This is a genomic window from Sutcliffiella horikoshii (assembly GCF_021991925.1).
Classification (GTDB): Bacteria; Bacillota; Bacilli; order Bacillales; family Bacillaceae_I; genus Sutcliffiella_A; species Sutcliffiella_A horikoshii_F.
The window spans coordinates 292,211-306,299 of record NZ_RXZI01000003.1 but is presented as its reverse complement, the minus strand read 5'-3'; the positions used below and the strand labels follow the sequence as shown (position 1 = coordinate 306,299).

General features: G+C 42.3%; 13 protein-coding genes. 1 reads left to right on the top strand and 12 read right to left on the bottom strand.

Annotated features, from left to right (window positions below; translation table 11 throughout):
* Positions 1-28: 28 nt before the first annotated feature.
* The 9 genes from EKQ44_RS11055 to hemA all read right to left on the bottom strand — a co-directional run bounded on the left by EKQ44_RS11055 (position 29) and on the right by hemA (position 10,526).
* Complete coding sequence (locus EKQ44_RS11055) at positions 29-1,165, bottom strand: restriction endonuclease (protein ID WP_237663631.1); 1,137 nt, start codon at positions 1,163-1,165, stop codon at positions 29-31.
* A gap of 141 nt (positions 1,166-1,306) precedes the next feature.
* Positions 1,307-2,347 carry a spore coat protein YsxE gene (ysxE, locus tag EKQ44_RS11050; RefSeq protein ID WP_237663630.1) on the bottom strand — a complete coding sequence of 347 codons (1,041 nt, stop codon included), beginning with the start codon at positions 2,345-2,347 and terminating at the stop codon, positions 1,307-1,309.
* Between the two features lie 100 nt (positions 2,348-2,447).
* On the bottom strand, positions 2,448-3,707 hold the full coding sequence (spoVID, locus tag EKQ44_RS11045; protein ID WP_237663629.1) for a stage VI sporulation protein D: 1,260 nt from the start codon (positions 3,705-3,707) through the stop codon (positions 2,448-2,450).
* Between the two features lie 531 nt (positions 3,708-4,238).
* Positions 4,239-5,525 carry a glutamate-1-semialdehyde 2,1-aminomutase gene (hemL, locus tag EKQ44_RS11040; RefSeq protein WP_237663628.1) on the bottom strand — a complete coding sequence of 429 codons (1,287 nt, stop codon included), beginning with the start codon at positions 5,523-5,525 and terminating at the stop codon, positions 4,239-4,241.
* Between the two features lie 76 nt (positions 5,526-5,601).
* Positions 5,602-6,582 carry a porphobilinogen synthase gene (gene hemB, locus EKQ44_RS11035; RefSeq protein ID WP_064100149.1) on the bottom strand — a complete coding sequence of 327 codons (981 nt, stop codon included), beginning with the start codon at positions 6,580-6,582 and terminating at the stop codon, positions 5,602-5,604.
* A 1-nt stretch (position 6,583) separates the two neighbouring features.
* A complete protein-coding gene (locus EKQ44_RS11030) occupies positions 6,584-7,330 on the bottom strand; it encodes a uroporphyrinogen-III synthase (RefSeq protein ID WP_237663627.1) in 747 nt (248 codons plus the stop codon).
* Positions 7,330-8,262 (bottom strand): hydroxymethylbilane synthase, encoded by a 933-nt coding sequence (gene hemC, locus EKQ44_RS11025; protein ID WP_237663626.1) that lies wholly within the window; start codon positions 8,260-8,262, stop codon positions 7,330-7,332. Before hemC ends, EKQ44_RS11030 begins: the two co-directional genes overlap by 1 nt.
* 43 nt (positions 8,263-8,305) lie before the next feature.
* The gene (locus tag EKQ44_RS11020; protein ID WP_237663625.1) at positions 8,306-9,139 is read right to left on the bottom strand and encodes a cytochrome C assembly family protein; all 834 of its coding nucleotides are present in this window, start codon (positions 9,137-9,139) and stop codon (positions 8,306-8,308) included.
* Between the two features lie 16 nt (positions 9,140-9,155).
* Positions 9,156-10,526, bottom strand: a complete 1,371-nt coding sequence (hemA, locus tag EKQ44_RS11015; protein ID WP_237663624.1) for a glutamyl-tRNA reductase — start codon at positions 10,524-10,526, stop codon at positions 9,156-9,158.
* A 263-nt stretch (positions 10,527-10,789) separates the two neighbouring features.
* Here hemA and EKQ44_RS11010 point away from each other — a divergent pair, with 263 nt between their 5' ends.
* Entirely contained in the window at positions 10,790-11,272 is a 483-nt protein-coding gene (locus EKQ44_RS11010; RefSeq protein ID WP_237663623.1) for a LiaF transmembrane domain-containing protein, read from the top strand.
* 284 nt (positions 11,273-11,556) lie between these two features.
* Here the strand turns inward: EKQ44_RS11010 and EKQ44_RS11005 are convergent, their stop codons facing one another.
* From EKQ44_RS11005 to EKQ44_RS10995, 3 genes are all read right to left on the bottom strand, one after another.
* Positions 11,557-12,288 (bottom strand): amino acid ABC transporter ATP-binding protein, encoded by a 732-nt coding sequence (locus EKQ44_RS11005; RefSeq protein WP_237663621.1) that lies wholly within the window; start codon positions 12,286-12,288, stop codon positions 11,557-11,559.
* A gap of 10 nt (positions 12,289-12,298) precedes the next feature.
* Positions 12,299-12,961 (bottom strand): amino acid ABC transporter permease, encoded by a 663-nt coding sequence (locus tag EKQ44_RS11000; protein ID WP_237663619.1) that lies wholly within the window; start codon positions 12,959-12,961, stop codon positions 12,299-12,301.
* 111 nt (positions 12,962-13,072) lie between these two features.
* Positions 13,073-13,858, bottom strand: a complete 786-nt coding sequence (locus tag EKQ44_RS10995) for a transporter substrate-binding domain-containing protein (protein ID WP_237663618.1) — start codon at positions 13,856-13,858, stop codon at positions 13,073-13,075.
* Between the last annotated feature and the right edge of the window lie 231 nt (positions 13,859-14,089).

Below are 14,089 nucleotides of genomic sequence, written 5' to 3'. Positions count from 1 at the left end.
TCTATTAAATAATTATTAACTTAACTAATTATTCATCTTTGAAATAATCATAATCAATGCTTTTAATAACAAAAGTATGACTAATATCTACACCTACATTGTGGTCAATCATTAATTTTGCCAACTGTTTTCCATCAATTAATATTATCTTTTTCGCATCTAAGCATTCCGCATATTGTTTTGCATTATCTGTAAAATACGAAGTAGTAATAAATACTCCTTTCCTTGCACCTTTTCCGTCTAAGGCTCCAGAAAAACTTTGTACGACGTCCCTTCCTACAGAATTAGTTGCCCCATATCGTTTCGCTTGAACATATATATTATCAAGGCCTAATTTATCTTCTTTAATTACCCCGTCCAATCCTTCATCATTCGTTCGTTGAGTAACTTTTCCATCACCATATCCCATGACAGTCAGTAACTCAATTACAATATCTTCAAACTTTATCCAATGAACATTTCGCAATTGTTTTAATAATGTTTCTGCTAATTCCTGCTTTAATTCATCTAACTTTTCCTTAACGATAGTGAGTGGATCAACAACTTTTTCTAGTTCTTCTATCTCTTCTTCAATTTCATGCTTATTTTCACCTAATAATTCAAGTCCTTCGGATGTAATTTGGTAAGTTAGTTTATTTACTTCCTCGATATAGTTTTCTTTTTTAAGACTATACCTTACACTTCTAACTCTAGATAAAAAGATAATATCAGATGTATTTTCATACTTCATGACTTGCTGTTCATCTGTTAAATGAAAATGACTTACTAGTCTTTCTGTTATTTCACTTGCAGGGTAAGCCTTTCCGTCTTTAATCATATGTAAATATGGAATCATCATATCTTTAATTGAAGGAATTGTTTCTTTAACATTTTTTATTAAATTGTTAGTACTAAATTTATTCAAGAGAAGCTTTTCCTCCTTTTTATTCCTAGGAATCCCTTCGTCTGAAAAAATCTGCTTAATTTCAGCAATGTTAAGTCCTTCTTCATTCAACCTTTTTAGTAGCTTCATTATTCGTAACGATTCTGAAGTGTACATAACTCTAGTACCAGACAAATCTTCTGGGATGTACTCTTTAAAATGTTTAACCCACCTACGACCATTCGCTTCAGACCATCCCACAATTTCCGACATTCTCTTTTTTGAAAGTAACAGTTTATCCATTCTTACTATTAACCCCCCTCAACTGATTACGCTTATCTCTCTAAGAATATCTTAACATGAATTTACTGTATATTATGTAAATTAATTACTTGTTTTGCTATATGTCTGCAATATAATTTGTGAATAAAGACCCAACCCAGCTTAACTGGTTTGGGCCTCTTTGTTTTTGTTTTGCTCTTCGATTTGATTGATCCTGCCTGCTACATATTCTATATTTTTAGCTAGCCAATAGCTTCCCTGAATCCTTTTTACCAATTCGCGTTCTGATATGGAACGCCTCTGGTTGGGATTTGTGGGCTGTTGGAACTGCTCGACTGCCTGCATGAAGGAAGCCGGATGTGAGAGATAGCTGAGGGTCAAGTCCTTTTCATAAGGTTGCAAGCTGAATCCTTTTTGATATTCATAGAACCATTCAATACAATCGTCACAGAAAAGCGGATAAGTCCTTAAATATCGATGATAAAACGAGATGATGTCGTTTGCTGGTGCTGCCTGCTTCGCCCGCTCCCAGCTTATAAAGTAGCCCCTTCCCTCGGTATCCTTTACGAAATGGTGAAAGGATACTCTCCCATGGGTCATGGCCACGCGATGTTTCTTCGTCTCCTTTACTGCCTCTTGCCAGTTTTCCAGCTTTTGCAGGGAAAATTTCTGGGCAAGCGAAATTTCATGAGCATATGTGCACACCTGAAGTTCAAAAGGCGACATATATAGCTTCTTTTCGCATACATCCACAAATTTCTCCAGGTCTTGCTGCTCTTTTGTCCACTCTTCAGAAACCCGATTGAAGAAGCTGGTTATTTCCTCTTCCGGGTACTCTTTCTCTTGCACCGTCATGCTGTGGAGCTTGGCAAGCTCTTTGAACATCAAGCTGTCCTTGAAATCCAGTTCCCTCTCTTCCGTATCTTCTATCCACGGCATCAAGTAGTAAGCGTCCGTATAACTTTCTATAAAATAATAGCCCTGTCTTGTTTGATAGATTGGTACCACCGTCTTGATGCCCTTTTGAAAGAGGGAATGGATATTCCTAAACAGCGGATAGGCATGATCCTTCCTAATTTTCTTCAATGCAAAAGCACCATTCTTTGTGGCGATTCTCCATACTCCTCCATGCTGTTCCACGAATTCCGGGATTATGCCATACTGATATACCAACTCTTCGACGCTTTGCTCATTCGTCTGCATAGCGATAACTCACTTCCGTTGTGATTTTTTATTAGTTGATCATAGGTAAAAAAGAAGTGAGAAAGGTAACACCTCCCTCACATTCCTCTTCAGCCGGTTATTAACTTTTAGAGGAAGCCTTTACCGGAATATAAAGTAACTGTCCTTCATTGATATGATCATCCGTTGAAAGCCTGTTGACCCGGATCAGCTGTTGAATACTCACATCATATCGCTCCGCAATATGGTCCATCGATTCTCCCTGTTGTACGATACAAATTTTAAGCTTGGTGAAATCTTCTTCCCCATCATCAGCGAAAATCTTGGTCAGGGATAAATCATTTTCATCTCTTGGTTCATCGGAGGTATTGGCTGGCTCATGCTGCTGTGCCTCTGCAACGGCTTGTTGACCTTTCCGTTTATCTAAGAAGGAAACAACATTTGATGTTTCTTCTTCGGTTTGGTCGTTTTTACTGGTATGCAAAGTATGCAACGGTGCATAGGCATCTTCCGCTTTATCTTGGTAAATGAAGTCGGCAGGGTTATATGGCGCTTCTTCTTCGGTCGCAGGAGGTTTTCTTGCCTCCACCTCAAAAGGTGCATACTCTCCATCATCGTTGTAGTTGTATTGCATGTTTCCATCAATTTCATGCTGATTGAGAATTTCCTCTTCCTCATCTTCTTCCGTATAGTACTGATAGGTGTCCTCTTCGTATTCATTATCAGTGTTGGCACTGCGATACATCGGTTCGTACTCGAATACCTCTTCTTCTTGTTCTTGTTCTTCTACTTCTTCATCTTCTACTTCTTCTTCTTCTGCATCCTGCTCGTAAGAATCTTCCTGGTTTTGAGCATTTTGTGAAGCGTATGCTTCTTCATGATCCCTATTCGGTTCCACTTCATACACTTCTTCCTGCTCCTCATCCCATGCAGGACTGCTTTGTTGATGGCCATAAATCCCCGAGATGGACAGCTCTGCATCCAATTGCAGGCAGCCACGGGTCGGAACGCTGTAATCGAATGATTCGATTGCTACGTAAATATCGTCCAGGCTCTGAATCCTGTTTTTCGGTATCGTAATGTCCACCGGAAAACGATGATGCAAGGCGCAGACTCCATCCTCCCGCTCCTCCACTTCCTGCACGATGCGGGCCTGTGGATGATACTCCTCTTCCTCGGCTTCCGCTCCTGCTTCTGCGTTTACTTGGTATTCTCCTGTTAATAATAAAGCTCCCCGTATGGAAACATATTGGTCCTGCTCATAAATTTGTATATCTGGATCTAACGCAATGGAGATGAGCTCAGATACTTCCTGTCCCTTTTGAAACCATATTGATTCCTCTACTGAAAACCGCAAGCACGATTGTTGTTCTGAAGACAAAGGGGTTCCTCCTTTCACACCTAAAAAAATTTACTATATCAATAAAGATGTATGATTGGATGGAGGGGATTATGAATAAAATTTCTGGAAGGGGTCAGACCCTTGCAGGAGTTTTGAGTTGATTGTCGAAGGGGGAAGCCATTCTAAATGATTGTTTTGTTGGTGGGAGTGAGTTTTAATGAATGGTTAGTAGATTGTATGATTTTAGGAGCTGTTTGATACCTGGAGATGGGAAGATTGATGATTTGTTTATCTTTATCTGGGCGGTTTGGGGCTCTAGTGGTAGAACATTGATGTTTTGTGGTAGAACATTGATCCTAAGTGGCAGAACATTAATTCTAAATGGTAGAACATTGATCCTAAGTGGTAGAAGCGCGCTCGGGAAATGTAGAAGTTGCTCTGGGAAATTAAGAAGTAACTCCGGGGAATACATAAACAAAGTCTCCCCTTCCCCTGAAACGTAAAAACCCGCCCCAACAATTAAACCGTTATGGGGCGGGCAATCATCACTTCAATTATCAAATTTTCTTATCACTTAATCGCTGCAAACGACTTCTCAATCGCATCCAATGTTTTCTCGATATCTTCATCGGTGTGTGCTGTGGATAAGAACAATCCTTCAAACTGGGACGGTGGCAAGAATACGCCGTTGTTCGCCATTTCACGGAAGAACTTCGCGAAATACCCCAAGTCAGATGACTTTGCCACATCATAGTTCACAACTTCCTCCCTATTAAAGAAGAAACCAATCATGGAACCGGCACGGTTCACTGAAACAGGAACATTGTATTTCTCACCAAGTGCCACAATGCCTTCCTCTAGACGGTCCGCTTTCTTGGCAAACTCTTTATAGGTTTCCGGAGTCAACTGCACCAATGTTTCATACCCAGCTGTCATCGCAAGCGGGTTACCGGATAATGTTCCTGCCTGGTAGATTGGCCCGCTCGGAGCGATCTGTGCCATGATTTCCGCTTTCCCGCCGTACGCTCCAACAGGAAGGCCTCCACCGATAACTTTTCCAAGACACGTTAAGTCAGGTGTTACCCCGTAGTACCCTTGTGCACAATGGTAATCCACACGGAATCCTGTCATAACCTCGTCAAAAATCAACACTGCTCCATATTCAGTCGTCACATCACGCAACCCTTCCAGAAAACCAGGTTGCGGAGGTACAACCCCCATGTTTCCAGCTACAGGCTCAACAATGACTCCTGCGATATCGTCCCCAAACTCCTTGAATGCATAGCGGATGCTTTCCATGTCGTTGTAAGGAACGGTAATCGTGTTTTGAGCGACACCTTCTGGAACACCAGGGCTATCAGGCAAACCTAATGTCGCCACACCAGAACCCGCTTTGATCAAAAGGGAATCCCCATGGCCATGGTAACAACCTTCAAACTTAACGATTTTGTTGCGTCCTGTATAGCCTCGTGCCAAACGGAGTGCACTCATCGTTGCTTCTGTCCCGGAGCTTACCATACGAACCACTTCGATGGAAGGAACGCGATCAATCACAAGTTTGGCCAACTCGTTTTCAATCAGTGTTGGAGCACCAAAGCTTGTACCTGATTCCGTCACCTTTTTGATGCCTTCCACTACGCGGTCGTTGGAGTGGCCGTGAATTAATGGTCCCCAAGAAAGTACGTAATCTATATATTCATTCCCATCTACATCGTAGATCTTGGAGCCTTTTCCACGCTCCATGAAGATCGGGTCCATGTCTACGGATTTGAATGCACGGACAGGACTGTTTACGCCACCTGGCATTAATTTCGACGCTTCGATAAATGCTTCTTTAGACTTTTCATAACTTCTCATTCTTCTGTCATCCTTTCTTTTGCACGAATGGATTGCATCTTGCTTCCTATTGTTTTTTCGCGGCAGTTCTACCCAATCACTTCTCGTCCAACCAGCGAGCCACATCTTTCGCATAGTACGTAATGATAAGATCTACACCTGCACGCTTCATGCCAATCAGTTTTTCCATCACGATTTCCCGCTCATTGATCCATCCGTTCATGGCAGCGGCTTTAATCATGGAATATTCCCCACTCACATTGTAGGCAACCACCGGCACGTTAAAGTTATTCTTCACATCACGGATGATATCCAAGTAGGCCATGGCAGGCTTTACAATCAGGAAGTCCGCTCCTTCAAGCATATCCGATTCCGCCTCACGAAGAGCCTCTTGACGGTTTGCCGGATCCATCTGATAGGTTTTTCTGTCCCCGAATTGTGGAGAACTGTGTGCTGCATCACGGAAAGGCCCGTAGAATGCGGAGGAATACTTGACTGCATAAGACATGATTGGAACATCTTCAAAGCCGTTCTCATCCAACCCTGCACGGATGGCAGCCACAAAGCCGTCCATCATATTGGAAGGTGCAATGATGTCCGCCCCTGCACGCGCTTGGCTGACAGCAGTGCGTGCCAAAAGGTCCAGTGTCGGGTCATTTAAGATCTTGCCTTCTTCCACGATTCCACAATGCCCGTGAGAAGTGTATTGGCATAGACATGTATCTGCAATCACAACAAGTTCAGGAAAGTGTACTTTGATTTGAGTGATTGCCTGTTGTACAATCCCATGCTCGTGATAAGCCTGTGTCCCCACTTCATCCTTCTCTTTTGGTACACCGAATACAATAACAGATTTAATTCCAAGTTCTGAAACCTCTGCCATTTCCGCATTCAATAGGTCCAGTGATAAATGGTACACCCCTGGCATGGAAGGAACTTCATTTCTGATATTTTCTCCTTCGACCACAAAGATCGGATAAATGAAGTCTTCCTTATGTAGGTATGTTTCACGCACCAATGAGCGCATGTTATCGGAATTTCTTAATCTGCGATGACGGTTGAATTGCAAGTCTTTCATATTATGTATCCTCCTTTTGAAAATATTGCACAATCTCTTCTAGCAGGCCATCCATGGTGTATTCTGCAGGGCTGATGGACACCATGACACCTGCCTTTTCTGCAGCCTGTCTTGTAATCGGACCTATTGTTGCTACAGGACCGTCTGGAAGGCCGAACAATTCAATGTAATTATGTATCGTGGAAGGGCTGGTAAACGTGTAAAGGTCCACTTTGCCTTCTTTCAATACGGTCATTTCCTTTTTTTCTGGTACTCGGAGCTTATTTTCATAAACCACTATCTGCTTTACATTGTACCCTATTCTGCCTAGTTCTTCACGTAATAGCGGTCGGGCCAGATTCCCTTGAATCAATAAGATGGACGTAGGATCCATTCCTTTGAAACTGTCCACAAGGTCTTCTGCAGAGAATTGCTTAGGAATCATGTCCACGTTATATCCCAGAGCTTCCAATGCTTCTTTCGTTTTAGCCCCTACTGCTGCTATACGGTTTGGCAACTGCCCCTGATGAAGCTCAAAAAAGTACTTCACACCATTGACACTTGTGAAGACAATCCAGTCATACAGGGGCAAGCTCTTCTCGATCTCCATTGAAACAAGTTTACTTTCGGAAACCCGCTGAAATTGAATAAGAGGGACTTCTAGCGAGGTCCCTCCGAGCGCTTCAATCTGCGTGGAAAAGTACCTTGCCTGCTCTTTGCTTCTTGTAATAAGAATGCGTTTGTCGGCTAAAGGCAAAGTACGTTTCATTACTGATCAAGCTCCTTTTTTACATCATCTATTAATTTCTTGCCTCCCTGTTCTGTTAGGCTTTCTGCTGCTTCTAGCCCGACCTTCACAGGGTCCGTTCCTGTAATTCTCTCTTTATACAAAACAGATCCGTCCGGCGCACCTACTAGTACAGTCAACGTGACTTGTTCTTCTTGTCCGACAGATGCATAGCCAGCGATTGGCACCTGACATCCGCCTTCCATTTTATGAAGGAATGCGCGTTCTGCAACAACCGCTTTTTCTGTTACGGCATCTGTAAACAATCCTAGTACCTCAAGTAGTTCGGCATCATCTTCCCGGCATTCGATGGAAAGGGCTCCTTGCCCTACTGCAGGCAAGCATAAATCCTCATCCAGGAATTCCGTGACTACATCTCTAGACCAGCCCATTCTCGCAAGACCTGCTGCTGCCAAAATGATGGCATCATAGTCTTCATTTTGCAGCTTGGCAAGTCGCGTATCAATGTTACCGCGTATCCATTTAATTTCAAGGTCAGGACGCTTGGCAAGAAGCTGTGCACCCCTGCGCAAGCTGCTTGTCCCCACAATGGATCCGCTAGGAAGATCAGCAAACTTCACATGGTCTTTGGAAATGAATGCATCGCGATGATCTTCTCGGAACGGGATACAACCAATCATTAATCCTTCTGGTAGTACCGCTGGCATATCCTTCATGCTGTGGACCGCCATGTCTATTTCCTTATCCAACATTGCCTGCTCGATCTCTTTTACAAAAAGACCTTTTCCACCGACCTTGGATAATGTGACATCGAGGATTTGATCGCCCTTTGTCACGATTTCCTTCACTTCGAATTCAAAAGGGGCACCTAATGCCTTCAATTGGTCAATGACCCAGTTCGTTTGGGTTAAAGCAAGCTTACTTCTTCTAGAACCTACAATTATTTTTCTCATATTTCCTCCTTACCCAACGCATTGGGATTCTTCACCTATAAGATCATAAGATCCAAAAATGAAAATTTGATAATCTACCGAACAGGAAAAAGTTGATGAGGACGACTAGAAACGCTGCGATATTCCAGTTGGCAATAGCCTTCCCACTAATTCCCTTGGCAAGTCTCTGATAAAAATAATAGCTGTATGCTGCAATCACAATAAAGGATCCAATCACTTTCATGTCATACCACTGAAACTCGGATAATTTTACCGACGCCCAGATGCTTCCCAAAATGAGGGAAAGCAAAAGCATCGGCACCCCTATGACATTCAATACATAGGACATATGATCAAGCTTTGCCAAGTCTTGAATCCGCAATAATCGTTTTCCCCACTTTTTCTCCTTCAAAAGTTTATATTGAATCACATAGAGCATGGAGAAGGCAAAGGAAAGGGAAAATGCGCCATATGATAGGATAGCCATCGTGATATGGATGATAAGCAATTCGGAAACAAGAGCTTGCGCGACCACCTGCGACTCATGCTGAATCGGGGTGAATGTATGTAACGCAAGAACCAGGAAGCCTATCACATTTGTAAAAAACACGATAAAATCCACACGCAGTATCCTATTGATGACCAAAGAGAAGGTGATCAGTACCCATGTATAGAAATACATCCCTTCATACAAGGTCAATATCGGAAAACGACCGGTATCGAGCATCCGTAGAAATAAAAAGACCGTTTGCAATACCCATACAATTGCAAGTAACCAGAAGGCAGTTTTGTTAGCCTTCTGGTTATGTTGAAGAAAATCGATAAAATATAAGAGTACGCTTAAGGCATAGATGAGGATCGTTAATTCATATAGCCTTGCGATAGTCATCTCTAGCATAAGTTAACAGCCTCTCTTACGACCTGTACGTCGCAGCTTGAGGAAGCGGGATGCCCACAGGACCTGTGGAGTTCTTTTCCTTTTTCACAGTATAATACTGGGATTGAACTTCTTGCTGAACCGCTTCTTCGATATTAAAGATTTTCGTGAACAGTTCTAGAGACTCCTTGGCGTCAGATTCTGATGACAGTTCTTTCGCACGTAGGATCGGGTCACGTAGCATCTGGTTGATGATGCTTTTCGTATGCTTGTTCAGCACCTTGATTTCCCGTTCCGACAGGTGAGGAAGCTTCCGTTGGATACTTTGCATCGTTTCAGATTGGATATCCAACGCTTTTTGACGGAGAGCAGAAATGACAGGCACTACACCCAATGTGTTCAGCCAATGTTTGAACTCCACAATTTCCTCTTCAATGAACAGTTCAATCTCTTCCGCCGCCTTCTTGCGTTCAGCCAAGTTGGCATTGACGATTCCTTCGAGATCATCAATATCGTATAAGAAGACACTTTCCAGCTTATCCAACTCAGGATCCAAATCCCTTGGAACCGCGATATCCACCATGAAAAGTGGACGCCCTTTCCTCATACGCTCCACATAGGTCATATCGTCTTTAGTCACTACATATTCTTTGGCTCCGGTAGAAGAGATAAGAATATCCGCTTCTACCAACGCACAGGATAGCTCCTGCATCGATTTTGCCTGACCTGCAAAACGATTCGCTAAACTTGTCGCTTTTTCCATGGTACGATTAATGACCGTAACCTTTTTTACCCCGTTGCTGTGAAGATTCTGGACGGCGAGTTCTCCCATTTTCCCTGCGCCTAAAATTAATACATGTTTGTTCGTTAAATCCCCGAATATCTTTTTCGCCAGCTCCACAGCTGCATAACTGACAGAAACGGCATTTGATCCAATCTCCGTTTCAGAATGTGCACGCTTTGCCACTGTGATAGCTTGTTTGAATAATTGATTGAAAATGGTCCCGACCGTTTGGTGCTCTTGTGCGGATAAGAAGCTTGTACGGATTTGACCCAAGATCTGTGTCTCTCCAAGCACCATGCTATCCAACCCACAGGAAACACGATATAAATGCTCAATGGCTCCATCATTTTCATAGATGTTCAAGTAAGGAGAAAACTCTTCCTTGTCCAAACCGAACCAGTCTGCAAGGAAAGCTTTAATATAATAACGTCCAGTATGCAACTGATCGACTACTGCATAGACTTCCGTACGATTGCAGGTAGAAACAATGATATTCTCCAAAATGGACTTACGGTCCTTAAGAGCCACCATCGCCTTGTTCAAATCAGCTGGATTAAAAGTTAATTTTTCACGTATTTCAACAGGGGCCGTTTTATAATTAACACCGACTACTATGATATGCACTTGTTCGTACACCCCCAGAAAAAATAATATCATCTACTAAAATTATAACATGACTAACACCGGATACATTTGTTAAAATGTGAACAAATAGTTTCTAATTCGAAGCGAAATGTCCATCGCTTACATTTAGAAGAAATACGGAAATTCTTACAGTTACTTAGTTATATATTACAGACATTACAATTCTTTTATTCACCAACTTGTACATTAACAGAAATTCATTGCAGAATCAAGGTTTCAGCCTCGATCTTAGGGAGGAAAATATGAAGAAGAATAGCTTTCTACCGGGTTTACTTTTATTGTTTTTTGGTTTATATTTCCTGTTACAACAATTAAACATTGTACTATGGGAAGGAATGTATTCATGGTCTACTCTCCTCGCTATTACAGGAGTTGCACTATTATTACAAGCGTATAAGCAGAATGACTACCCTAATATATTGCCTGGTTTTATACTTCTGGGTATTGGGTTGCACTTTCAACTAAAAGATACAGTGGATGCTTGGCCCGATCATTTCGCTGTCTTCATTTTGATCATTGGTGTCGGCTTTATACTCCGCTCGCAGAAGACGAAAGGCGGTATGTTTGAAGGAGTGCTGTTATGCATCCTTGCAAGTTTCTTCTTATTTTATGATACGTTCATGGAGATGCTAGGTGTTGTAGAGACTGGTGTTGCAAGTTTACATACTTTTTGGCCGGTTTTGTTGATTTTGATTGGTGCGTTTTTTGTTTTTAAGAAGAAATAATAGAAGACCTACAAGCAATGGAGTGTTATTCCGTTGTTGTAGGTCTTTTTTGTGTGTTGGTTATCGTTTAGACACCGCTGTTGATTTCCGCAAACGGCTTCGCTTTCCGCGGGGCGCCCTTGAGCCTCCTCACTTCGTTGCGGGGTCTCAACATTGCCGCTTCTCCCCCGCAGGACAAGGAAGGCTTCGACAGCGATACATCGCACGCAGAAAATGCTCGCATTTTCAAGGAGTCTACGCCTTTTGCTCCAATCAACAGCTAGAAAATCATCCAAACTTAATGGTTAAAGAACAGCCTCCAAAAAAGCTTTGGTACGTTGGTTTTTTGGGTTATTGAAGAGTTCTTGTGGTGGGCCTTCTTCGACGATTTTGCCGTCGTGCATGTAGATGACCCTGTCGGCAACCTCCTGGGCAAATCCCATCTCATGTGTAACGACCACCATAGTCATTCCTTCTTCTGCTAGTTCTTTCATTGTTTTTAGTACTTCCCCTACTAGTTCCGGGTCAAGGGCTGATGTCGGTTCGTCAAAGAGCATGACTTCCGGCTTCATGGCAAGGGCGCGCGCAATGGCGACACGCTGTTTTTGTCCACCTGAAAGCTTTTCTGGATAGACATTTTCCTTATCTGACAGGCCGACCTTCGCTAATAATTCAGATGCTCTTTTTTTTGCTTCAGGCCTTTTCAGCCCTTCCACTTGAATAGGAGCTTCCATTACGTTCTCCAACACCGTTTTATGGGGGAAAAGATGAAAATGCTGAAACACCATTCCTACTTTCTGCCGGACCTTGTTTAGATTATCCTTTTTCACATCGACTTCACTTCCATCAATGACAACGGAACCGCTATCTTTCATTTCAAGAAAGTTCAAGCATCGTAAAATGGTACTCTTACCTGAGCCGCTTGCACCGATCAGGCAGACCACTTCTTTATTTTTCACAGTTAAGGATATGTCTTTTAGAACATGCAAATCTCCAAAAGATTTATTCAAGTCCTTTACTTCAATTTTATTATTCATGTTCTCCCTCCTATCTTTCACTTGCCGAGAATTTACGTTCCAATAGGTTTACAACGATTCCAATTAATCCTACTAGGATCAGATAGTAGACAGATACAACTAATAGATATGTCATGACGTCGTAAGAGTTGGCTCCCTGTGTCTGTGCAACATTGAAAAGCTCGTAGTAGCCGATAAATGCAGCAAGGGAGGAGTCTTTCAAACAGATGATGAATTGGTTGCCCAATGGAGGTAAAGCCCTTCTGAACGCCTGCGGCAAAATGATTCTTCTCATTGTAAGGTTCCCTGTCATCCCCAGGGATCTACCCGCTTCCATCTGCCCTTTATCAATTGATTGAATACTTCCTCTGAAAATCTCCGCGATATAGGCACCATTATGGAAGGCTAGTGCGAGTGTGACAGACCAGAATTGGGATATTCCTAAAGTCACTAGTCCGAAGTAGAACACAAAGATTTGGACAATCAACGGTGTTCCGCGTATAAGAAATATGTAAGTGTTGGCAATCCATTCAAGAACCTTTATTTTGGATATTTTTAAGAAAGCGAAAAATAATCCGATTAGGAGTGCAATGGCAATGGATATTGCCGTTATCTGGAGGGTTCTGATCATCCCTCGGAAAAACATGTCGTATGTATTTAGGAATACTTCAAAAAAGTGCAAAAAACTGGGCATACCGCTTTCACTCTCCTTTTCATTTTGTGCTTACCTGATAAAAAATGTGTGGTGAATGAACACCACACATTTTCGAACTGGATTTATGGTCAGCCGCTCTTTGGCAGCTTGTTATTCTTGCTCATCCGGGTCTGAAGTGATGTCTTCTCCAAAGTATTTTTCACTTATTTCTTTCAGCTTGCCGTTCTCACGTAATGTTTCCAATGCGTCATTGATTGCTTCAAGGAGTGCTTCGTTACCTTTTGCGACTCCAACTGCCTGTTCACTGCGATCCAGAAGTTCACGTCCTTCTAACTCCATGCCTGCGCCAATTGCTTCACGGCCGGTTACAAAATCCGTTACCACTGCATCATGACGGCCATTATTCAATGCTTCCAACGCTACGACATCGCTATCGTAGTTCTGAATGTTGTCAGAAATATCGCTGACAAGGTCTGCATATGTAGACCCTCTGGAAACCGCAATTTCTTTCCCTTCTAGATCATCTAAAGTTTGGATGTCACTGTCAGGTCTTACAAAAATCTGTGCACCGGAATAGTAGTAAGGTGTGGAGAAATCCACTTCCTTTAATCTATCCTCTGTAATGGTGTGACTTGCAACCGCGGCATCAAAACGTCCGCTTTTTACTCCTTCAACAATACTCGCAAATGTGTACTTCTCCTGATCTGGTTCAAGACCTAGTTCAGCAGCGATGGCTTCTCCGACTTCAATATCAAAACCGGTCATTTCTCCATTTCCATCTGTTACACTAAATGGCGCAAATTCTCCTGAAGAAGCAAACTTGAATTTCCCTTCCTCTACTAGCTCATATCCTTCACTGGTTGTTACTTTTCCGCCGCATGCTGCTAGAATCGTAGACAACAAAAATAACGTGACTAACAATACCCTTTTTTTCAATTTCCATAATCCCCCTTAGTGTCCTTTTTTTTCGTCTCCCTTTTATGTTAACAATTACGGAAAACTACCACAAATGAGCTTAAATTTCATTTTTGTTGATAATTCTGTAAATTCTAACTTAAGAAGACCTGGCTACCTATGTATCGTATGTATGCTCGGAATTACTCCTTGTACATCCTATTCCCTGGAGACTGTCTTCAATAAACATATTTTTCGAAATTTTACTACATT

Excerpts from the sequence above, each read along its gene's own strand:
- EKQ44_RS11010 (WP_237663623.1), top strand. The coding sequence starts at position 10,790 with ATGAAGAAGAATAGCTTTCTACCGGGTTTACTTTTATTGTTTTTTGGT.
- EKQ44_RS11005 (WP_237663621.1), bottom strand. The coding sequence starts at position 12,288 with ATGAATAATAAAATTGAAGTAAAGGACTTGAATAAATCTTTTGGAGAT.
- EKQ44_RS11055 (WP_237663631.1), bottom strand. The coding sequence starts at position 1,165 with ATGGATAAACTGTTACTTTCAAAAAAGAGAATGTCGGAAATTGTGGGA.
- EKQ44_RS11030 (WP_237663627.1), bottom strand. The coding sequence starts at position 7,330 with ATGAAACGTACTTTGCCTTTAGCCGACAAACGCATTCTTATTACAAGA.
- hemL (WP_237663628.1), bottom strand. The coding sequence starts at position 5,525 with ATGAGAAGTTATGAAAAGTCTAAAGAAGCATTTATCGAAGCGTCGAAA.
- hemC (WP_237663626.1), bottom strand. The coding sequence starts at position 8,262 with ATGAGAAAAATAATTGTAGGTTCTAGAAGAAGTAAGCTTGCTTTAACC.
- EKQ44_RS11020 (WP_237663625.1), bottom strand. The coding sequence starts at position 9,139 with ATGCTAGAGATGACTATCGCAAGGCTATATGAATTAACGATCCTCATC.
- ysxE (WP_237663630.1), bottom strand. The coding sequence starts at position 2,347 with ATGCAGACGAATGAGCAAAGCGTCGAAGAGTTGGTATATCAGTATGGC.
- hemB (WP_064100149.1), bottom strand. The coding sequence starts at position 6,582 with ATGAAAGACTTGCAATTCAACCGTCATCGCAGATTAAGAAATTCCGAT.
- EKQ44_RS11000 (WP_237663619.1), bottom strand. The coding sequence starts at position 12,961 with ATGCCCAGTTTTTTGCACTTTTTTGAAGTATTCCTAAATACATACGAC.